Source organism: Lacunimicrobium album (assembly GCF_052161635.1).
Taxonomy (GTDB): Bacteria; Planctomycetota; Planctomycetia; order Planctomycetales; family Planctomycetaceae; genus SXPC01.
In genome coordinates this window covers 1289586-1310594 of record NZ_CP197413.1, presented here as the reverse complement: position 1 = coordinate 1310594, position 21009 = coordinate 1289586, and the positions used below count along the sequence as shown (strand labels likewise).

The following is a 21009-nucleotide window of genomic DNA, read 5'->3' as shown; positions in this document are numbered from 1 at the left end:
GTGCAGGTTGCCCGTGAATTCATCAGGCGTCTGAGCGTTTCCAAGAGTCGCAGGCGCCGATTATTCTCTTTTTTTGCATCGTCGTAGTCGTGTTTGCTTCAGGACTCGCGGTAAATCGATCTCTTCTTGTGTCGTAACTCGCTTTGCCCACACAGCTTGCGCGCTACCTTGCCTGGAATATCCAGGGAGATCGTGGTAGACGACCGGCGCTGGCTGGCATCCTCTTTGCCATTTGTCAGTCAGCATGACCTCATGCGTCATTGTTGCTCATTGGGCAGCTGACGGAATGAATCATCGTGAATGCGTGTGTGATTCGGTTCTGAGGGATCAGATTGAATTGTTGTTCAAAATACTAGTGGGAGCACTCATGCGTCGAAACGGGTTTACATTGATCGAACTATTAGTTGTGATCGCAATTATAGCAGTGCTAGTTGCGATCTTGCTTCCGGCGGTTCAGCAAGCCCGAGAGGCAGCCAGGCGTTCGACGTGCAAGAACAACCTCAAGCAGATCGCCCTGGCCGTTCATAATTATCATGACACGTACAACAAGACCCCTCATTCTGGCGGCTGGGCATCGACGATTGCTGCCTATAAACATGCCTCGCCCATGGTTTCGCTTCTGCCTTTCGTCGAGGCCTCTGCCACGTACGATCTCTATGACCAGAACCAATTCTGGTCACACGCGAATAACGCGGTCATGAAGGATAAGATGCCACGGGTTCTTATCTGCCCATCGACTCCCAACGGCGGTGATCCGATCACCAGCACCAATGCGACTTACACCGGCTTCATGCCATCAGATTACTCGTTCACAACGGCCGTGAAACCCTATTCTACAGGTCCTGCTCCTCCTGGCCCCTTCTTATCGACTGCGTTTTACAATACAACGCGCCCCCATGAGTGGCAGAGCTTTGCCAAAGTGACAGATGGCCTCTCGAATACGATGCTGTTCTACGAATGTGCCGGTCGAAGTCGCTGGCGTGTCTATAAGAATGAAATGGCGACCACCCTGCCCGCGATGGGGTCGGTCTGGGGGACTCGCGGAGAAGCCTGGACCTGTCCAGACGCGGCGTCGCAGTCGCTCTTCGGAGAATTCCTGCGATACAGCTTGATCCCCAATGCAGCGAATCCAACAGGAATCCCGCCGGGCATTGCCCTCTACACTGGAGGCGTTCTCAACACGACCAACATGCACGGTGCCCCTTACTCCTTTCACCAGGGCGGGATTCAAATGGCGCTTGCTGACGGGGGCGTTCGTTTCCTTGGTGACAATGTTGACTATGCCACCATTGTCAGCATCGTGACCTCCGACACTGGTGACCTGACGGGAGAGTTTTAAATGGAAAACCGTATCGTGCTGTCGTTCCTTCTCGTCTTGATGTCGGTGGGATGCGGTAGCAATGGTTGGATGGCGAGGACCTATCCGACTCGTGGCGAGATCACCGTCAATGGGAAAGTCCCGGAAAATGCCATCGTCAAACTGATCAAGATTGGTGAGCAGATCGATACCCGGAAGTCCGACTGCTGGGCTCTGGTTCAATCCGATGGTTCGTATGTGATGACGACCTACGAACCGGGCGACGGTGCTCCTGAAGGTGAGTATGCCTGGAGCGTTCGCTGGCCCATGAATCCGCTGACCAACATGCCCGATCGTCTGAACGAAGCGTATGCAGATCCTGAGAATCCTTATATGACGGTGACTATCAAACGAGGCAAAAACGAGCTTCCCAAAGTCGAGCTCAAAGATGTCCAGCTTTCAGTGCCTGCTGAACGCATCAAAAAGCCAGACTGAGACAGGACGTCATGAACTCGATCGATACCCTCCGGCTTGATTGCTCCCGTTCCTACTTTCAAACGTCTCCCTTCCTACCTTAGCAAGAGTTTTTCATGAAGAATATTTCTCTGCCCGTTTCTGCTTCCATAGTGTCAACCCTGTTGAAGCGTAGCTGCACGATCGCGATGGTCGTCGCGATGTCGGTGTCACCTGCTTATTTGCCCGCTCAGACGGAAGTTCCGCCAGAAGCGAAGGTCGAATCTCCTGACGATGCCAAGCCGGTCCCGCCGGAGGTCAAGCACGTTGCCTGGACCAGCGATCTGGCGGCTGCTCAACTCGAGGCGAAAAATTCGGGGAAGGATCTTCTCCTGTTTTTCACTGGGTCTGACTGGTGCACCTACTGCATCAAACTGGAAAAAGCTGTCCTCCTGCAGCCGGACGCGGCTGATCGCATTGCCGAGCATTACGTCCCCGTCGTTCTGGATTTTCCTCGCAACTCCGATATGTCGGAGGAACTCAAAGCTCAGAACGACAAACTGAAATCGGCACTGGGGATTGGCGGGTTTCCGACTATTTGTGTGGCTGATGTTGACCTGATGACCTACGGGCGAATTGTGGGGTTTCGCGAGAAGGATGCATTCTGGACCACATTCGATGAGGTCACCTCCGCAGGCGATGAGATTGCTGTGGTGAAAGATGGGAAGTCCGTGTGTGAGATTGAGGATGTCGGACAGCTCAACGAGCTGCTGCATACGGTCCCCTCCGATCAATTGAAATTCGGCTGGCTGGAACAGATCAAGCGACTGGTGGAAAAGAGTAAAGGTGTCAATGATGACGTCTCAACCGCGTGGGCCTCGCGTCTCGGGGAACTCGAACTTCAACTCGAAGACGAGCGATTCGTCTCTGATTTCGGGCGCAAGTACATGCAGGCTCGCAGTGACGCGAAAGCCCCTGAGGATGTCCTTGCGTTTCTTGATCAGCTGGCAGAAGAAGTCAAAGATCGCCCGACTCGCAAAAGTCTGGTGGTCAGCATCAAGGCTCGCTATCTATCGGACATCAAGCGTTACGACGACGCGATCGCCCTCGCAGATGAGATCATCAATTCTGAGGAATCACAACCACGCGATAAAGCCATGATGAACATGCTGAAACAACGCATTGCCACGATCAAGGAACGCGGCGAGCCGACCGGGGTTCCGATGATACGGATGCAGCAGTAGAGTGAATTCGGATTCGATGAGTGATATTCAACCGAGGACGCCTGAGTGATTTCAGGTGTCCTTTTTTGTTTTCATTGTTGGCATTGAAAAAATCCCCGGAGTCATCTTCTTGGTTTGGACTGCTTGCAGGTTAGTTGGTTAAAGGTGATGCCTACTGGAGCCTCCGACTGGCGTTCTTGCTGCTCGGGCTTGGTTCGGCTTGTACTTCCATGCCTTCCGTTGCTTTTCCTCCTGAATGCTTACGGGGTCCAGCGTCGCCTTGGGGTTTGATGCGCAGGTTGGGCTTGAATATGGAGAGTCACGGGCATGGGGACTCCGGGGGGATAGGCGTTAGGTATTAGGCGCTAGGCGTTAGGAAAGACAGGGAGAAGACGACTGTGCACGGTCGACTTCTCGTCTGGTTTGTTTGTGGGGTTTAGTTTGCTGTTTGGGAAATGGGGGTTCAAGGGGAAAATGTTGGGGAGAAAGCAGACAGTCAGTTTATTAAGTCGGGGGGTGGGAGAAGAGAATTGAAGGATGGAGAGAGGGGAGGCGGGGATGCTAATGATGTTTGGGTGGGATGTTGTCTTTCGTTGGGATCATTGGGTGATCTCTATGTTTGAGAGGATGGACCAACCCTCAATTACTGTCAGTTGATTCGCAAACTTGATCGCAGGGCGGTTCGGCCACGGGTCTCGGATGCCGAATGCCAGTTGGTAGGTTCCGGGTTTCACGTTGAATGTCAGCGTGGCGGATTCGTTGAACTCGCCGGGTTGCCAGTTTCGGACGTCCCAGTTGGTCTTGTGTGTGGTGACGACTTTGCCTGTCTCGTCGAGTAAGGCGAATTCGACGGACCAGGGGTAGTAGAAAGGGGCGACGCCGGTGTTTTGGCCTTTGAGGGAGATCTCGATGGAGTCGTTGGCTGTTGACGATGATGGATGTCGCAGTTCGGTGAGTTGAAATTCGTAGCCCATTTTTCTGACGAGGGCCTGGCTGCGTTCCAGGAACTGATCGTTACCTGATCGTTCCAATGCTGGGCAGTAGGGGCCGATCCAGGTGAAATGGGCTCGCTCCAGCATGGTGAGTGTGGTGTCGTAGTCCTTGCCGAGCCATTGTCTGGCTTTGCCGGGGACCATCTCACCGCCGACGACACTGGTTTTCCAGTTGTTCACTCGGCCGGTTGATCGCAGTCCTGACAGGAAGCCCCAGTCTTCGCCGTTGTCGGTATCCTCGGGGAACATGTCATCGTGAAATCCGATCCATGCCTGTTGACCGGCGTGGTCACGCGCGTAGCGAACCATCAGGGATTTGTCGGGAAATGCAGTGTGGTAGGCGTCGATGATGCGTCGTTCTGTTTCAGCGGTCGCATACATCTCCTCGCGTGGCCAGGTATGCCACTCGCCCCAAAAGCCGAGTAGGCCCAGTTGGATGAAGGCGATGCGCGGGTGATGGTTGTATCGTTTGCCGAGAGCTTCGATGAGCCGCTCCATTGCGTCGAGCATTTTGGGATCGTTGTAGTCGGGCGAACGTCCTCCGCCATGATCTTTGTAGGGCGTTTCCTTGACACCTTCTTTCCGCAGCCAATCAGGCAATCCGGACGGCAGTGATGGGTAGTCAATGTAGACCCGAAAGATGATGTGCTTGCCCTGCGCCTCATCCACGTTCCACGACTTCTCCCATTCGTCAAAGCGATACTCGCCCGACGTCGGCTCAAGCTCGCTCCAGGGCACATACAGATACACCATCGAATAGGGCTGGCGAATCTCCCCGGCGTTGACGTAGGGGCACCATCCTTTGAGGGGATTGTCGATTGGGCCCGGTGCCGGTGCTGGTTTGACGACAAGATCTTCGGCGTGAAGGTTGACGGTTTCGACCAGCAGGAGCAAGACGGCGGAAGCGATTGCGATGAGCGAACTGTGTCGCATTGACGGGTTCCAGCGGGGGGATGATTTGGGCGTTTGGGTATCTACGGGCCGTTAAGGGTAGTTGTCGTCGACGGGTTTGTCGAATGGGGGACTTTCGAGTGGCGGCGTGGAATGGTGACGGCTTTGAGAAAGCGTGTTCTGGGGGCGTGAGGCGGCGAAAGGTTATTGCGGTTCAGGCATGCTCACATAAAGTCTTGAGTATGGGATTTGGAAGCAGGCCATCACGCTAAGCGGCGTTTTTTTGAGAAAGTTCATTTCCGTTAAACGTTAAGAAATTGCGGTATTCGCCACGAACTTCGTCATGTGCTAGAATGTCAAAGTTAAGTCACAGTAAGATAATTGTCACATTTAGTGGCGACGTCTAGTGAACCGTCCATATTTCTGGTGGGCATCAATGGCAGAACCACTTAGCACATCCTCACAGGAAACGGCCGTTCGTGCACATGATCTGGCTGTTTGCTTGGAAAGAAATACGGTCGTCGAATTTGAGAATATACAGCTCTTGGGTATGGCAGCCCGACTTGCTCTTCACCTGAGAGGTGTGCCTGCAGCTACATATGACATTGTTAAAGCTGTTGCCGTCTATCTTTTGGATTTCCCGACGCCAGCCGTTCGACCAGTTCTTGAACGGCTGGCAGAGGCTGAATTTGTACAATTGGTAACCGAAGGTAATACAATCAAGACGGTCATCCCCGACATCCCATTTTATGGGCGGCTTTTCCAGCAGCTAGGAGAGGTGTCAGGTACTGCGAGTTTCACAGAACATGAGCAGTTGGTGATTGATCTTGCAAGTAAACTCTCGCAATCGCCGGTCTCCAAAGACTCCGTTTACCAATCAGGTGCGGAACGTCGCCTGATCGATCGCGTTCTCACGATCGGACAAGAAAGCGCATTTCTCTCAATAAAGAGAGCAAGAGGGCGAGACATTATTCTCTCTCCAACATACTTTTCTGAAAATAGCCAAGCATATGCGGATTTAGTTGCTGGCAATGGAGCCACAAAGGTCCGACGACTGTTGGATCTACTCAAGACCTTTCAAGGCTGGCCGTTAGAGCTAATTCTTCGTGACCGACGGATTGGCGAAACCACGCTTGATGATAACGACCTGCGTATCCTCCAGATTTTGGCTGGAGAGGGATTCTGTCCTCCCCCTGCTATACAGACCACGCACGCCGGTATGACACATTTCCTGTTCGGACCACGGCCAGGGCCGACAAGGTTGCCGGTATTCAAAAGGCCCCTTTATGAAGCCGCAATGGCACTTGTCGCTGCAGTTCGTCAAGGTCAGTTGCTTCCTAACGCTTACCGCATTCGCTCTCCGCAAAGGCTCTTGGCAGCATTAAGAGACCGGAAATACCTACGAGCAAATTCTGAAGCAGTCGAGCAATATCGCCAACTCACTGCGCTTAGAGTTGGCCGCTTAATTTGTGAAAGCGGGAACATGTATCGTTTTGAGTTGATAGACAACGAGGAAAATCGAGAGGCAGTGGATCTCGCGATTTCTATTGTTAGCGGTGAGCAAATGGCGCCAGAAGGTGATGGAGATATTATTCTCGCTATGCGTCAAGGAGAATCGTATGTTGAATCGCTGATTGGGCGAAAGCGTCTGGTCGAGTCGACAACGATTTCTGTAGACGAGGAGACCCTGAGTGCAATTGATGAATTCTTACTTCGAGGTGCGCGGTGAAAGACGCTCTACAAAAAGACTTATTATTCCGGCATCTATCCTCGCAGGGAGCTTTTGCCGTCCCCGAAGTACCAGTATTCTGCGGCGAAGGTCAACACGGCAATCGGAAGCTTATAACAGACGTTGACGTATTAGCCATCCGTCCAAGCGTAGATCTGAAGTGGGAATTTGTCTTAGGCGATTGCAAGACGCTAAAAGGGCAGTCACCTGCGAATCGTGTGTTGTGGTTAAAAGGACTAATGGATCATTTTAATGCGACGGCTGGCTTCATCGTGCTTCAACGAAACAAAGGTAATGAGATCGAAGCAGACCACAAGCTTTTCGCAAGTCGCTTAGGAATAATTTTGCTCGATGAAAGCGAATTCCAAAAATATGACTCCGCACTCGTATTTCCTACGGGAAGTTCCACTTTTCCGTTTGGAGCCGCGGAATATCTCAGTCTTATGGAATTACCCAAGAGATATCCGAGACTTCAAGGATTTGTTTCGTATGTCTCCAGAGATGCATGGAACCAAAGAGAGTTCACATTAATCTTACGAGGAATACTGGGACATGGTAAGTCGATCGGAAAGGAGGTTGATCCTCGAAAAATTGAGCACTTGGTGCTAGCTCTCGAAGGCGCTGCTGTTTTTGCAGTCGCACTATCGGCTTGTACCGGAAGAATTTTCAATCAATATATTCAGCCCGAAACTGAAAATGAATTAGAAAATGCTCTAAAGGTGATAATCTGGGGTGGAAATGAGCAGTATGAATTCATTTCTCGCCTTCGTGGAGATTTACTCAAAGCTAAAGGAAAGGCTGAATTTGATTCAAATGGACTAGCTTTACCACGTTGGCCAGATTTCGTACATCTTGTTCGGTCGATACTTGAGCATCCAAAGATCGCCTTCCGTATTCCGTTGCTTATTCGCTCCGCTGCTTTTGATTTGATGCTTGGCAGGCCGGTTGTTGCAGATAGTACAACAGGCGACCTTCTCATGTTAAAGATCTGTATGCTAGTCGTGCGATATTTTGCTCGCTCATCAGACTTCCCCGCAGAAACGGTAGAGTTTCTAGTTTCAATTTTTGCTAGAAGACAATCAGAAATATTGCATGGAGAATCAGCTAAACAGTTGAAGCTGCCGCTTACCAGTTAAGGATTTGCAATATAAACAAAGTGAAGTGGAATTTGTGTTAAATGTCAACACTTTAGTCATTTTAAGAGTCTCGCTGCATTTCCATATCACTAATTATGACTTCGACTTTTTTGCTGCTTTCTTCGTCGCTTTTTTGGCTGGGGCTTTCTTCCCCCCCTTCGTCGCTCTCGCGGCCAGCAGCGGAATCGCATCCTGCAGGGTGACGCTATTCAGGTCTGTGTCTTTGGGCAGTGTGGCGTTGGTTTTGCCGTGTTTGATGTAAGGCCCATACCGGCCTTCGAAGATGGCGACTTTGCCGCCTTCGGGGTGGTCGCCGAGTTCTTTGAGGGCGGTGGGGGCGGCTTTGGTTTTTTTGGCGGCGAGGAGTTCGACGGCGCGGTCCATGGTCATTTGGAGGATGTCGTCCTCTTTGCCCAGGGAGGCGTATTTGCCGGAGTGTTGGACGTAGGGTCCGAAGCGGCCGATGCCGGCGTTGACGACTTTGCCGTCTTCGGGGTGCATGCCTAAGCGCTTAGGGAGTTCGAGGAGTTTGAGGGCGGTGTCGAGGGTGATTTCGGTGGGGGAGATGTTTTTGGGGACGGAGACGCGTTTGGGTTTGGGGGCGTCTGCGTCGTCGGGGTTTTGCTGGCCGACTTCGAGGTATGGGCCGAACGGGCCTGTCTTGACGTAGATCGGGACGCCGTCTTCAGGGTGCATCCCCAGCGCCTTGGGGCCCTGGGCCTTGAGTTGAAAAAGCTCCTCGGCCATCACGTCGTTGATGTCGGCGGGGGAGATGGAATCGGGGAGGGAGGCGGTTTGGGTTTCGCCTTCGACGATGCGTTCGAGGTAGGGGCCGAACTTACCGACGCGGACGGCGGGAGTGATGCCGTTGAGCTGCAGGGTGCAGGCTTCTCGGGGGTCGATGCCTTCTTCTTTGGCTTTGACTTGTGGTTCGAGGCCGACTTCTGGTTCGGAGTAGAAGTGGCGCAGGTAGGGGAGACGTTGTGCGTTGCCGGTGGAGATGTCGTCGAGGGATTGTTCCATCTCGGCGGTGAAGGCGAGGTCGACGAGTTGGGGGAAGTTCTTCTCGAGGAGCTTGGTGACGGCGAGGGCGGTGAAGGTCGGGATGAGCTGGTTTTTGTCTTTACGGACGTAGCCGCGGTCCTGAATGGTGCTGATGATGCTCGCGTAGGTCGATGGGCGGCCGACGCCTTCGGCTTCGAGTTTTCCGGTGAGGGAGGCTTCGGTGTAGCGGGCGGGGGGCTTGGTTTCGTGGGCGATTGGTTCGAGAGTGACGCAGGTCAGTTTCTGGCCGTTGGTCAGTGGCGGGAGGTTTTCGTCCTGGTCTTCGATGGCGGCTTCGGGATCATCGACCCCTTCGACGTAGGCGCGGAAGAAGCCGGGGAATTCGACGCGGCGGCCGGTGGCGCGGAAGTCAGCGTTGTCCGCTTTGATCGTCACGGTCTGGAAGCGGAGTTTCGCATCGGCCATCTGGGAGGCCATGGTGCGTTTCCAGATGAGGCCGTAGAGGCGGGCCTGTTCGCCGGAGAGGCCGTGTTCTTCGACGGTTTTCATCTCGGTGCCGGCGGGGCGGATGGCTTCGTGAGCTTCCTGTGCGTTCTTGGCTTTGCTGGTGTATTGACGGGGGCCGCCGGCGTGGAGGTAGGTATCGCCGTAGAGAGTGGTGATTTTCTTGCGGGCGGCGTTGAGGGCTTCGGTCGAGAGGTTGACGGAGTCGGTACGCATGTAAGTGATGTAACCATCTTCATAGAGGCGTTGGGCGACCTGCATGGTTTGACGGGAGGAGAGGCCGAATTTTCGGTTGGCTTCCTGTTGGAGGGTCGAGGTGATGAAGGGGGCGGGGGGTTTGCGGAATTGTTCTTTTTCTTCGATGTCGGAGATGGTGAATAGGCGCTGGGCGTTAGGCGCTAGGCGCTGGTCGGAGGGGGAGGCAGTGGCACCCGGGGACTGGCCGGAAGAAGAGGCACTGGCAGAGCCAGTGGCACCCTGAGGGAAGAGGCGGGTGTGGAGGTCGCGGGCTTGTTTTTCGTTGAGGAGGATGACGTCGGAGTTTGGTTTGAGTTGGCCGGTGGATTCGTCGAAGTCTTTGCCGGAGGCGAGTCGTTTGCCGTCGAGGGCGACCATGGTGGCTGAAAACGTGGGAACACTGGCGGAGCCAGTGGCACCCGGCGAAGAAGCACTGGCGGAGCCAGTGGCACCCGGAGTGGAAGGGGAGAGATCGGCTTTTAGGTCCCAGTAGGAGCCGGAGCGGAAGGCCATGCGTTCGAGTTCGCGTTGGACGAGGACGCGGACGGCGACGGACTGGACTCGGCCTGCGGAGAGGCCGCGGGCGATTTTCTTCCAGAGGAGGGGGGAGAGGGTGTAGCCGTAGAGGCGGTCGACGATGCGTCGTGTTTCCTGGGCTTCGACGAGGTTGGCGTCGATGGTGCGGGTGTTTTTGAGGGCGTCGAGGATGGCGGACTTGGTGATTTCGGAGAAGACCATCCGCTTGATGGGGACTTTGGGTTTGAGGATGTCGACGAGGTGCCAGCCGATGGATTCGCCTTCGCGGTCTTCGTCTGTCGCGACGATGAGTTCGGCTGCGTCCTTGAGAAGGTCTTTGAGTTCGGTGATGACCTTTTTCTTTTCGGGGGAGATGACGTACAGGGGTTCGAAGTCCTGATTAACGTTGACGCCCAGGGAGGACCAGGACTCTTTCTTGAAGGCAGCGGGGACTTCGGCGGCTTTGGCGGGGAGGTCACGGACGTGGCCGAGGGAAGCACGAACGGCGTAGTCTTTGCCGAGGAATTCGCCAATTTTCTTGGCTTTGGCAGGAGACTCGACGATGACGAGGGCTTTGAGTTTAGCGGCCACGAGTGGGGGTTTCCGTTCGGTCGTAGGTGGCAGGTCAGAGTGGCCTGCGCGGCTTAGATGTCAGATTGGCGATGCAGTTTTCGACGCGAGATGGGACGGGGCGGCGTCCCGGGCGAAGTGACCTGGGACGTAAGAAGCCTTGGCGTCGGGCTTTTCATTTCGTCGGGAATCGGATAAAGGTTATTTTTGATCAAAAGGCCTGAAAAACACCTCCATGTGACATTCCCGAGTTGCGGTCGGATGCCATATAAGAAGTGAGAGCCAAAAGACCAACGGCTTGAAATCCATAAACCATCGGTCTCCCGGCTGTCAAGCCAGTGACTGAAAAATCATTCATACGACCACGAGGAATGCATGTCGTCTCCATTTGAGTTTTTCCGTCAGAACCAGAAGGTCATGATGGTCTGGTTGACCATTTTGGCGATGTTTTCATTCGTTGTTCTGGGCACGATTGCTGACCAGGGAAATAACGAGACGATGCTAAAGTATTTCCCGATGGCCATGGGGTTGCTGTTGGGGGGGATTCTTTTGGGGCTGGCGACTCGCGGGTCCCAATACCAATGGCCTGCTGCGATCCTGGGAGCAGTCTTGGGAACATTTGTGGGATCATTCTTCAGTGATGATGCCAAAGCCGGGGAAGCGATTGTCATCATGAAGGGTGGCGATCTGACGGGCCAGGATGTTCAAGGGATGATCACCCGTCGGACGATTGCCAACACGTTCATTCAGCAGGCGTTCATGCAATCCAATCCGCAGATGATGCAGATGGCGAGCAATCCGATGTTCCAGGGATTCATCATGCAGATGATCCGAAGTTCGAGCTTCGGGTTCGGCCTGGAGACGATCGAGAAGGATGTTGTGTTTGGAGAGGTCCTGCGTAAAGAAGCTCGTGATGCCGGGATGATCGTCAGCAATGAACTGGTCACCGATTACATCAATCAAGTGACTCGTCAGTCACTATCGAGTAAGGACTTTGCGGAAATTCTGCGAGGGCTGCGTGTCACCGATCTGCAGTTGTACGACATTCTTCGCGAAGAGCTGATGGCTCGACAGGCGCTGATGATTTTCCGCCCCAAGGCTGATCCGACTCCAGAGCAAATGTGGAGTTCTTATACGAAGACGGAACTGCGCGAGAGTCTGGATGTGATTCCGATTGCGGTGTCTTCGTTTGTCGACAAGGTCAAGGCGCCTGGTGAGGCGGAACTGAAGAAGTTCTTCGAAGAGCACAAGACGGTCTATCCGAACGAGAAAGCAGAGGGAAGCATTGGCTTCAAGCAGCCGGACCGGGCATTCGTGGCTTATCTGGAAGCCGACTATGCGACTTTCGAGAAGCTTGCTGGCGAAGTGACGGATGAGGAAGTCACTAAGTATTACGAAGCGAATAAAGAGAAATACAAAAACGAAGTCTTCCCGGAAGAGTTGAAGATCGATGAGATGACCTTCCCGGGCCTGGATGATGCGACCTCGCCGCTGAACAGCAGCACGCTGAGTCAGCCGATGACGAGTGCCACACTGAGTGAGCCTTTGACGAGCTCGGATGTTTTGTCTGTTCCTGCTGCGAGTGGTGTTGTTCCGTCGACGCCAGCGGCTGTTACTGAGCCTGCAGCCGTTCCTGCGACTTCACCGGTCACTGAACCTGCTCCTGCGACTGAGCCAGCTCCTGCGACGGAAACGAAGCCAGAAGGTCAGCCGCAATCGAGTGTTGGTCAGCCTTCGACGATGATTCAACTGGTCAGCTTCCAGGAAGAGCAAGCTGCTCCTGCTGCGACGACTGAGAAACCCGCTGCGACGCCTGTGCAGACGCCTCCAGCGACGGAAGCACTGAAGACAGAAACGACGCCTGCCCCTGCTGCGTCGACCGAGCAGACTCCAGTTGCTCCTGTGATTCCGGCGGCTCCGCCGATGCCAGAAGGGCCTGGTGCAGCTCCAGCTGAAGGTGATCAGCCTGTCGAAAAGATGCCGGAATATCGTCCGCTGGATGATGACCTGAAGGCCGACATCAAGTCACAATTGCTGCGTGAGCGGACGCTGGCGAAGATGCAGGCCGCTGCGTCGGCTGCTCGTGGTGTGCTGTCTGATCTGGCCGGGACCCAGTTGCTGTCAGAAGGGAACCCTGATCGACTGACTCCTGAGCAGATCACGAAGAAGGTGAAGGAATACGCTGCCAAGAACAATCTGCGATTTGCAGAAACGGGCTGGGTTTCGTTCCAGGAGCTGAGCACTTCGGAAGATCATCCGATCGGACAGGCGATTCAGCCGATTGATAATCCGCTGGCCCGTTACGAAGCCGAGACCGTGCCAGAGATGGTCTTCTCCAGTGACGAGCAGTTCTTCCAGCCTTATGATGCCGTCGATCCAGACAGTCAGAATCGATTCCTCCTGTGGAAGACGGCTTACAAGAAAACCCACGTTCCGGCCTTTACTGATGCTGGGATTAAAGAGCTCGTGACGAAGACCTGGAAATCGTTTGAAGCCCGTAAGCTGGCTGAGAAGCGAGCCGAGGAGATCGTCAAGCTGATCTCTGAGAAGAAGGACCAGCCGTTGACGGAAGTCATCGCCGGTCAGACGGAAGATGGAACGGACAAGACGCCTCAGCTGGTCGTCACGGGGACGGGTTCGTTTTCGTGGTACTCGCGATCAACGGCTGCTCCGACGGACCTGATGGGATCTCAGCAGCCACTGACTCGTACCAACCTGCCGGAGATCACTGGCGGTGCTGGTGAGGACTTCATGAAGGTTGTGTTCGAGAAGATCAATGCCGGGGAAGCTGGCGTGGCTCCGAACCGGGATAAGTCGATTTATTATGTCACGAAGGTTGTCTTCCGCGACGTTGATTCGAGCATTCGAGAGAATCTGCTGGGATCGAAGTCTGTGTTGTTTGGTGGTGCGGGCGGAGGTGGTGGAACACCGACGCGTGAGCTGATGAGCTATGATCAACAGCAGGCGAATGCGGACTGGAAGGATCTTCTGCTGAAGAAGTATGACGTTCAGTTTGTGGAGCCGGCGCTCGATAGTGATCCGGATGCGTAGTGCGGGTATGGGGAAGCTTGCCTCATGCGAATGATGAGTAGGGATGTTGGTGAGTGCCTAGGCCCCACCCTCATCCGCCCTTCGGGCACCTTCTCCCCTCAAGGGAGAAGGGACAGAATGCCGCTCCCCTCAAGGGAGAAGGGACGAGATGGGGCGTTGCCTTGTTTTGGGAGGGGATGTCGGAATGGGGTGGTGAGCTGCCCTCGATCGTTCCGTTTGTTTATTGGGAGATTGCTGGCGCGATTCCCTCATCCGGCCTTCGGCCACCTTCTCCCGGGGGGAGAAGGGAGCTATGATGTCTTGGTATATCGGACATGATCGCTTGAATCGTTGGCTGGACGATGTTAGACCATGTGCAGCGAATGTGTGCGGGGTTTGTTCAGCGGGATGCTGGATGGGCCTGACAGATGCGATCGATGAGTGATCGAACCACATTGGCGCTCCGGTGGCCAAATGGCTGTCGTGAGTGCGGAATGACAACCTGACGAGATCTCAAGGAGAACAGATCCACGATGAGCACGATGACTGAGAGTCCAAAGGCAGCATCGTCTGGTCCTGGCGGGACAGCTGGCTCAGCGATGATCGAAGCAGATCATCTCTCGAAATTCTATGGCGAGTTTGTCGCGACCAAGGATGTCACATTCACGGTTCCCAAGGGGGAAGTCGTCGCATTTCTCGGGCCCAACGGTGCGGGGAAGTCGACGACGATGAAAATGCTCACGGGCTTTCTGACGCCGACACACGGACGGGCGATGATCGGCGGCTTTGATATGTCGACAAACCGACTGGAAGCGGCTCGACTGCTGGGGTATCTGCCGGAGAATGGACCGCTGTATGGTGAGATGACACCTCGGTCGTTCCTGGCGTATTGCGGGGCGGCTCGCGGGATGGATTCCTCCAGCCTGAAAGACCGGATGGCTTATGTGGCTGATCAGTGTGCCCTCACGGGAGTGTGGGAGAAGGCGATCAGCAAGCTGTCGAAGGGGTATCGTCAACGGGTCGGCATGGCGCAGGCGATTCTGCATGATCCACAGGTTCTGATTCTCGATGAGCCTTCGAGTGGTCTTGATCCGAACCAGACACTGCAGGCGCGCGAGTTGATTCGCAAGCTGGGGCAGACGAAAACGATTCTGCTGTCGACGCACATTCTGTATGAAGTGCAGGCGGTGGCCAGTCGGGTCATCATGATCAACTCGGGTCGAGTGATTCTGGATGGACCGGTGAGCGCGCTGAGTGGCTCGGTCATGGAACTCGAGCAGAAGTTCTCACAGCTGACGGGTGGGGCGAAGGCGTAGGGCCTTTCTCGCATTGTCAGTCCAATGGGTGCGGTTCGCGGAGCCTCACCTGCTCCCTGCGAATACAGAGTTATCTTCAACGAATAAAATATATTCCAAGCCGAATGGCTTGTTGATAGATCGATAGAGGACACGAGAGATGTCATCGAGTGGATTTGTCCTGGCGGTGTTTCAGCGGAACCTGAGAAGTTATTTCTCGGGGCTGATCGGGTATCTGTTCATCGTGGTGTTTGTGGTGTCGGGGGCGTTCTTTGCGTTTTCGCCCCAGTTTTTTGCGAACAACCTCGCGAACTTTGATCAGCTGACGTACTGGTATCCTTACCTGCTGCTGTTCCTGATTCCTGCGATCACGATGGGAACGTGGGCTGATGAGCATAAGCAGGGAACGGACGAGTTGCTGTTCACGCTGCCGGGGAGCGATCTGCAGGTTTTGATTGGCAAGTATCTTGCCGTGCTGGCGGTTTACACGATCGCGCTGCTGTTTTCTTTGTCGCACGTGTGGGTGTTGTTTACGATCGGGAATCCGGATCCTGGGGTCGTCGCGGCGACTTATGCCGGTTACTGGCTGGCCGGGGCGTGTCTGTTGGCAGCGGGGATGTTTGCCTCGTCGCTGACATCGAATGCGACGGTGGCGTTTGTGCTGGGGGCTGCGATTTGTGCGGTGCCGATTTTTCTGTCGGATATCTTTTTCAGCCTCGCGGGGATTCTGGTTTACCTGGTGGACCTGATGGGGCTGCCGGTCGATACGAAGTGGCTGATGTCGGAGCAGGGGTTTCTGTCGAACGCGACGATCGGTGCGTATCTGTCGGACTTCAACCTGGGGATGATTCCTCTCGAGGGAGTCTTTTACTTCCTGATGATCACGGTCTTCTTTTTGTACCTGAACCTGGTTGTCATTGGACGACGTCACTGGGCCGGTGGTGAGAAGAGTGGCAGCAAGGTAATGCATTACACGACGCGCGCCGTCGCGCTGGTGCTGATTATTCTCTCGATCAACATGATTGCTTCAGGGATGAACCGACGCATTGACCTGACGTCGGAGCATGTTTACAGCCTGTCTTCGATCACGAGCAAATTGATCAAAGAGATCGATCCAAAGCAGCCGGTAACGATTCAGGCATTTCTGTCGCCGGAAGTTCCTCAGCAGTATGTTTCGCTGAGGAAGCACCTGGGCGGGCTGCTCAAGCAGTATGACCAGTTGGGGGGCAGCAAGCTGCAGGTGCGGATTGTGGATGTCGAGCCGTTCAGCGAGGCGGCGGATGAGGCACGTTACTTTGGGATTCTGCCAAGGGAAGTGCAGTCTGAGCGCGATGGCTTATTCATGCGAGAGAATGTCTTCATGGGAGCGGTGGTGACGAGCGGGCTGGATGAAGTCATCATTCCGTTCTTCGAGTTCGGGATCTCGCCGGAGTATGAACTGACACGTTCGATCCGAACAGTGTCGAGGACGTCTCGACTGAAGGTCGGGATTTTGAAAACGGATGCGCAGGTCATTGGCGGGTTCGATATGAGTTCATTCCGATCGCTGCCTGAGTGGCAGATCGTGAAGGAACTGAAGAAGCAGTATACGGTCGAAGAAGTCTCGGCCGATGAGCCGATTCCGGACAAGAAATACGATGTTGTGATGGCGGTCATGCCTTCGAGTCTGACGCAGCCACAGATGGACAACTTCGTTGAGTATGTGCGATCCGGGCATCCTGTGCTCATCTTTGATGACCCGCTGCCGTTCACGCTGGGGATTCAGTATGCGGCTTCGCTGCCGAAGCCGAGTCAGAACCAGGGGGGGATGTTTGGTGGCGGGAGTCCGCCGCCGGAAGCGAAAGCGGATGGGGGGGAAGCGACGTCACTGGTCAATGCCCTGGAGATTGAATGGAAGAACGACCAACTCGTTTTTGACCTGGAGCATAACCATCCGAAGTTTACGGACTTCATTCGACAGGTTCCCGGGATGTATACCTTCATCGCCAAGCAGCCTGCCGAGGCAGATGGGCCGTTTAATCCAAATAGTGAAATCACCGATGGTCTGCAGGAGTTGCTGTTGTCTTTGTCGGGGAGCATTCGACCGCGACAAAGTGAGACGCTGGAGTTCACAACGCTGTTCCGCACGGGAGCTGCGAACTCGGGGCTGGTGAACTTTAAAGACATGGTTTCCAGCAATGGGATGTTTGGTCCACAGCTGGCGCCGAATCGTCGCAAGATCAAGACGGACAAGTATGCTCACATCATCGGCGTGCGTGTGAAGTCGAAAGAAGGCGTGGATGAGAAAGCCAAGAAGATCAATGCGGTTTATGTCGCGGATATGGATATGATTTCCGATGCGGTCTTCCAGCTGACGAGTACGCAGCAGGCGGATCTGAAGCTCGATAACATCATCTTCACTTTGAACTGTGTCGATGAACTGGCGGGGAATACGGACTTCCTGAAGTTGCGCAAGCGACGTTCGAAGGCGAGGACGTTGACGCTGGTTGAGCAGTTGTCGAATCAGTATCTCAAAGACCGCGAAGAACGCGCGACCACGTCCTTCGAAGAAGCTGAAGAAGAGCTCAAGAAGCGACAGCAGATCTTTGATGAGAAACGCAAGAAGATCGAAGAGGACAAGTCGCTGGATGAGCAGACCAAGATGCAGATGACCTTGAACCTGCAGGAGACCGAACAACGTCGTCTCGATGTCGCGAAGGCCGAGATTGATCGTGAAGCGGATGAGCAGGTGGAGAAAATTAAATCCGAGTCGGAGCGTAAGATACGGGCCCTCAAGGGGCGGATTCGATTCCTGTCGATTCTGTTCCCGCCGATTCCTGCGATTGTGCTCGGATTAGGGGTGTGGATCACGCGCCGGATCAAAGAGAATCAGGCGGTGAGTCGGGATCGGTTGGTTAAGGGGTAAGAGAGGGAGACTCTGTCAGACGCCTTATGATTCATTGGGAGTCTATCAGTGCCTAGGCCCCATCCTCATCCGCCCTTCGGGCACCTTCTCCCCTCAAGGGAGAAGGGACACAAGGCCGCTCTCCTCAAGGGAGAAGGGACGAGAATGGGGTGGCATACTGCCCTCGAGTGTACGTTGAATTTAAAGTGGGCTTGTTGGCGCGATTCCCTCATCCGGCCTTCGGCCACCTTCTCCCGGGGGGAGAAGGGCAAAACAAACAAGAACACGCCGTTAATTGTTGGGTGATTTTGATATGAATGAGCTGTCGAAAACGATGATCTTTGTGGGGCTGGCTGTTGTCCTTGTGGGGGCAGCTGCCTGGTCTGGAATGAAGAGCCAGGGAGCCGATGAAGCGGAGTTTGCGCAAGTCGGGAAGCCGTTTTATCCGGACTTCACGGACCCCAATGATGCGAACGGATTGAACCTTGTTCGTTACGATGAAGACACGGCGACCGGGGATCGGTTTTCGATTCAAAGCAAGAACGGCAAGTGGGTCATTCCCTCTCACTATGATTATCCAGCCGATGCGAAAGATCAGCTGGCGAAGACGGCGGCGTCGGTGGTCGGGATTGAACGCGGGGCGCTGGTGGGGCGTCGGTCGGCAGACTTTGAGCGTCTGGGGGTCATCGATCCTGGCGATGAAGAATCGACCGCGATCAAGGGACGTGGCAATCGGATTACGCTGGTCAAGGATGGAACTCCCCTGACGGACCTGATCATCGGGAAGAAGGCAGAAGGGGGCGAGAACATGTACTACGTGCGTCGTCCTGATGAGGATCAGACGTATGTGGCTGCGATTGATATCGATCTTTCGACGAAGTTCACCGATTGGATCGAAGATGACCTGCTGAGCCTGGCGAAGACGGATCTCGAGAAGATCGTCATTCACCGCTACAGTGTCGACGAAGGATCTGGGCGAATTGTCGATCAGGGCTTTTACACGCTGAGTAAGCCGGAAGGATCCGAGGACTGCAAACTCGAAGATCTCAAGCCGGAAGAAGAGATGCAGATTGCAAAAGTCAACGGGCTGATTGATCAGCTGGATGATTTACGGATCGTCGGGATTCGTCGTAAGCCAGAGGGGCTGAGTGCAGATCTGAAGACGAACAAGGATGTCAGCCAGGATATCCTGACGTCGATGAACCTGCAGAGTAAGGGGTTCTACTTCAGCCAGAATCGCGCCGGTGAGATGCGGCTGGTTTCGAATGAAGGCGAACTGGCGGTGATGACGAAGGACGGCCTGACCTACGTGATGCACTTCGGTGCGATCGTCGCGGGTGATGATGAGGAGATTGAAGTCGGGTTTGCCAAGAAGAAGGATGAAGAGAAGAAAGAGGGAGAAGCCAAAGAGGAAACACCATCGATCGGAAAGAACCGTTATCTGTTTTTGACGGTCAACTTTGATCCTGCTGCTCTAGGCGAGAAGCCGGTTGCTCCAGTCAAGCCGGAAGAGCCGAAGGCAGAGGAGGCGACACCTGCTGCTGATCCTGCGACGGCGGCGTCACCTGCAGAGGGACAACCTACTGATTCGAACAAGGTTGGTGAGATCAAGGCTGATCCGAAAGCAATGTATGAAGTCGCGCTGAAAGAGTATGAAACCAAGCAGAAGCAGTACGAAGCGGAGCTGAAGGTTTATGATGCCAAGGTCGAAGCAGCCAAAAAGAAGGCCAAGGAGCTGAATGCCCGGTTTGCAGACTGGTACTATGTCATTTCGGGGGACAGCTTTGAAGAGTTCTCACTCAAGCGAGCAGATCTGGTGAAGGCGAAATTGCCGACGATTAAAGAAGAGGCCGAAGCACCCGTGAACGGGGAAGCGCCGGCTGCAGCGGGTGAGTCATCAGCTGCCCCTGCTGCGGCGATGCCAGCTGAAGAGAAGCCTGAGGCTGTGACTCCGCCGGTCACGACGGGTGAGCCTGCGGCTGGGGAACCAGCTGCAGCGGGGACAGCGGCACCGACAGGGGATTGAGCGGTCTGGTGAGCAATCTGCAGACTGGCTGTGGCTTGAATTGACATTGGAGGCGAACGCTTGCCTAGCGCCCACCCTCATCCGCCCTTCGGGCACCTTCTCGCCTTAAGGGAGAAGGGCGGAATGGGGCTTTATTATATTCCCAGAGGTCCCTCATCCGTCGGCGAAGCGCCGCCACCTTCTCCCCGGGGGAGAAGGGTCGTGAGAGGGAGGGTTGAGCGGGCAGTCGATTGTCAGAGTGGGTAAGTTGGGGTTACTGAGACGGTCTTGTCGTGTAAAACATTTGTTCTTGGCGTTCCAACTCTGAGGATTGAGACGTCGAGTTCCGATAGATAATGATGTAGGGCCTTCATTTATCAGCACGACACTCCTGCGGTAGTCATGGATGACCACTGCCGTCGTCCCGCACGAATGGGCCATTCGATGCCTGTTTGACGGCGTTTTGGAAAAGGATTTCCCCATGAGACGCGAACATTTTTTTGTATTCGCCACGCTGTGCCTGCTGGTTGTCGGAATGACCAGCGTCAGTTCGGCTGGTCTGCCTGGCTGGATGAAATTTGGCCGGGGCGAAGAAAAGAGCATTACCTGGCTGCATGATCTGAAGGAGGCTCAGAAAGTCTCGTCTCAGACACGTAAGCCGATGCTGGTGACCTTCGGGGCGAGCTGGTGTACGTTCTGCAAGAAAATGGACGAGACGACGCTGTCAGAGCCGAAGATGGTTGAGTTTGTGTCGGAGAACTTCGTGGCGGTGCACCTGGATTTCGACAAGAACCGTGAAGTCGCCAAGATTCTGGAAGTCGAGACGTTGCCGACGATGGTTGTGTTGAGTCCGCAAGCGGATTTGCTGGGGAAGATCATTGGGTTTAAGAAGTCGGATGAGCTGAAAGATGAGTTGAACGCAGCGAAGAAGAATCAGTCGGTTGTGGGGCGGTAAGTGCCGGATTTTGCCTGATGGGTGGTTACGGGGTTGTCAGTCGATGGTTGCCTAGCGCCCACCCTCATCCGCCCTTCGGGCACCTTCTCCCCTCAAGGGAGAAGGGACGAAGTTGTGGGCGTTGTGCAATTCGCAGAGGTCCCTCATCCGTCGGCGAAGCGCCGCCACCTTCTCCCCGGGGGAGAAGGGTCAGAATAAGAAAAGAGAGCAAAGTTCGCTTTGCTCTTTTTTGTTGCGCGGTGGGGATGGGGGGATGAGTCGGTCGGGGGAGTCAAAAAACCGCATTG

General features: G+C 54.6%; 12 protein-coding genes. 10 read left to right on the top strand and 2 right to left on the bottom strand.

Annotation, left to right across the window (positions count from 1 at the left end; all coding sequences use genetic code 11):
* The first annotated feature begins 367 nt into the window (after positions 1 to 367).
* The 3 genes from SH248x_RS05165 (at position 368) to SH248x_RS05155 (ending at position 2994) form a co-directional block, all read left to right on the top strand.
* Positions 368 to 1339, top strand: coding sequence for a DUF1559 family PulG-like putative transporter (locus SH248x_RS05165; protein WP_459557449.1), 972 nt, complete (start codon positions 368 to 370; stop codon positions 1337 to 1339).
* Positions 1340 to 1792, top strand: coding sequence for a hypothetical protein (locus tag SH248x_RS05160; RefSeq protein ID WP_459557448.1), 453 nt, complete (start codon positions 1340 to 1342; stop codon positions 1790 to 1792). It begins immediately after the preceding gene.
* A gap of 95 nt (positions 1793 to 1887) precedes the next feature.
* Positions 1888 to 2994: a thioredoxin family protein gene (locus SH248x_RS05155; protein ID WP_459557447.1), complete on the top strand. Its 1107-nt coding sequence runs from the start codon at positions 1888 to 1890 to the stop codon at positions 2992 to 2994.
* A gap of 578 nt (positions 2995 to 3572) precedes the next feature.
* Here the strand turns inward: SH248x_RS05155 and SH248x_RS05150 are convergent.
* The gene (locus SH248x_RS05150; protein ID WP_459557446.1) at positions 3573 to 4898 is read right to left on the bottom strand and encodes a DUF4832 domain-containing protein; all 1326 of its coding nucleotides are present in this window, start codon (positions 4896 to 4898) and stop codon (positions 3573 to 3575) included.
* A gap of 394 nt (positions 4899 to 5292) precedes the next feature.
* On the opposite strand from SH248x_RS05150, the gene SH248x_RS05145 reads away from it, so the two are divergent.
* A complete protein-coding gene (locus tag SH248x_RS05145; RefSeq protein WP_459557445.1) occupies positions 5293 to 6585 on the top strand; it encodes a hypothetical protein in 1293 nt (430 codons plus the stop codon).
* Positions 6582 to 7721 (top strand): hypothetical protein, encoded by a 1140-nt coding sequence (locus SH248x_RS05140; RefSeq protein WP_459557444.1) that lies wholly within the window; start codon positions 6582 to 6584, stop codon positions 7719 to 7721. Before SH248x_RS05145 ends, SH248x_RS05140 begins: the two co-directional genes overlap by 4 nt.
* A gap of 93 nt (positions 7722 to 7814) precedes the next feature.
* Here SH248x_RS05140 and topA read toward each other — a convergent pair whose 3' ends face one another.
* Positions 7815 to 10574 carry a type I DNA topoisomerase gene (gene topA, locus SH248x_RS05135; protein WP_459557443.1) on the bottom strand — a complete coding sequence of 920 codons (2760 nt, stop codon included), beginning with the start codon at positions 10572 to 10574 and terminating at the stop codon, positions 7815 to 7817.
* Between the two features lie 354 nt (positions 10575 to 10928).
* Here topA and SH248x_RS05130 point away from each other — a divergent pair, with 354 nt between their 5' ends.
* The 5 genes from SH248x_RS05130 (at position 10929) to SH248x_RS05110 (ending at position 20722) form a co-directional block, all read left to right on the top strand.
* Positions 10929 to 13604 carry a SurA N-terminal domain-containing protein gene (locus tag SH248x_RS05130; RefSeq protein WP_459557442.1) on the top strand — a complete coding sequence of 892 codons (2676 nt, stop codon included), beginning with the start codon at positions 10929 to 10931 and terminating at the stop codon, positions 13602 to 13604.
* Positions 13605 to 14125: 521 nt separating this feature from the next.
* Positions 14126 to 14899 carry an ABC transporter ATP-binding protein gene (locus SH248x_RS05125; protein ID WP_459558582.1) on the top strand — a complete coding sequence of 258 codons (774 nt, stop codon included), beginning with the start codon at positions 14126 to 14128 and terminating at the stop codon, positions 14897 to 14899.
* A gap of 139 nt (positions 14900 to 15038) precedes the next feature.
* On the top strand, positions 15039 to 17783 hold the full coding sequence (locus tag SH248x_RS05120) for a Gldg family protein (protein WP_459557441.1): 2745 nt from the start codon (positions 15039 to 15041) through the stop codon (positions 17781 to 17783).
* A gap of 292 nt (positions 17784 to 18075) precedes the next feature.
* Complete coding sequence (locus SH248x_RS05115; RefSeq protein ID WP_459557440.1) at positions 18076 to 19788, top strand: DUF4340 domain-containing protein; 1713 nt, start codon at positions 18076 to 18078, stop codon at positions 19786 to 19788.
* Between the two features lie 460 nt (positions 19789 to 20248).
* The gene (locus SH248x_RS05110; protein ID WP_459557439.1) at positions 20249 to 20722 is read left to right on the top strand and encodes a thioredoxin family protein; all 474 of its coding nucleotides are present in this window, start codon (positions 20249 to 20251) and stop codon (positions 20720 to 20722) included.
* Positions 20723 to 21009: the final 287 nt, after the last annotated feature.

Coding starts and splice junctions, on each gene's coding strand:
- SH248x_RS05145 (WP_459557445.1), top strand. CDS start 5,293: ATGGCAGAACCACTTAGCACATCCTCACAGGAAACGGCCGTTCGTGCA.
- SH248x_RS05160 (WP_459557448.1), top strand. CDS start 1,340: ATGGAAAACCGTATCGTGCTGTCGTTCCTTCTCGTCTTGATGTCGGTG.
- SH248x_RS05120 (WP_459557441.1), top strand. CDS start 15,039: ATGTCATCGAGTGGATTTGTCCTGGCGGTGTTTCAGCGGAACCTGAGA.
- SH248x_RS05115 (WP_459557440.1), top strand. CDS start 18,076: ATGAATGAGCTGTCGAAAACGATGATCTTTGTGGGGCTGGCTGTTGTC.
- SH248x_RS05150 (WP_459557446.1), bottom strand. CDS start 4,898: ATGCGACACAGTTCGCTCATCGCAATCGCTTCCGCCGTCTTGCTCCTG.
- SH248x_RS05125 (WP_459558582.1), top strand. CDS start 14,126: ATGACTGAGAGTCCAAAGGCAGCATCGTCTGGTCCTGGCGGGACAGCT.
- SH248x_RS05130 (WP_459557442.1), top strand. CDS start 10,929: ATGTCGTCTCCATTTGAGTTTTTCCGTCAGAACCAGAAGGTCATGATG.
- SH248x_RS05155 (WP_459557447.1), top strand. CDS start 1,888: ATGAAGAATATTTCTCTGCCCGTTTCTGCTTCCATAGTGTCAACCCTG.
- SH248x_RS05110 (WP_459557439.1), top strand. CDS start 20,249: ATGAGACGCGAACATTTTTTTGTATTCGCCACGCTGTGCCTGCTGGTT.
- SH248x_RS05165 (WP_459557449.1), top strand. CDS start 368: ATGCGTCGAAACGGGTTTACATTGATCGAACTATTAGTTGTGATCGCA.